The sequence below is a fragment of the Micromonospora sp. U56 genome (assembly GCF_018070095.1).
In the GTDB taxonomy this organism is placed as follows: Bacteria; Actinomycetota; Actinomycetes; order Mycobacteriales; family Micromonosporaceae; genus Micromonospora; species Micromonospora purpureochromogenes.
Map to the genome: position 1 here is coordinate 1 of NZ_JAGPYL010000294.1, position 404 is coordinate 404.

Genomic DNA, 404 nt, shown 5'->3' on the forward strand with positions numbered 1-404 from the left:
TCTCCAAACACCGCGCCAAGGGCGCCATCGACCGCACCAACTACCACCACACCATCGCCATCAAGATCCTCAACACGACGGCGTTGACAACCAACCCACCCCCTTAACTGAACGGCATTGGGGTTAGAGGTGGCCGGTCCAGTGCTTGACGACGCCCGCGCGTACCGCGCTGCGCCCGGGCGGCAGGAGAAGAACGTCGATCAGGCTGGGGTCCTCGTCGACGGCATGGTGCAGGTGCCCGACCTTGCCGGTGCTGGGGTCCGCGTCGGAGGGCCCGATCAGCTGCCAGACTCCGTCGTCCGCGTCGTGACTGATCAGCAGAACAGGCTCGCGGCGTTCGAAGACCTCAAGGGTCTGGATACAGGTGGTGCCCAGCAGCCAGTGCCGCATCCACCAGGCTCGCC

At 65.6% G+C, this 404-nt stretch carries 1 pseudogene; it reads right to left on the bottom strand.

The annotated features are described in order from the left end of the window. Positions 1 to 123 precede the first annotated feature (123 nt). Positions 124 to 404: pseudogene (locus KBX37_RS34055) on the bottom strand (hypothetical protein); the annotation flags it as partial.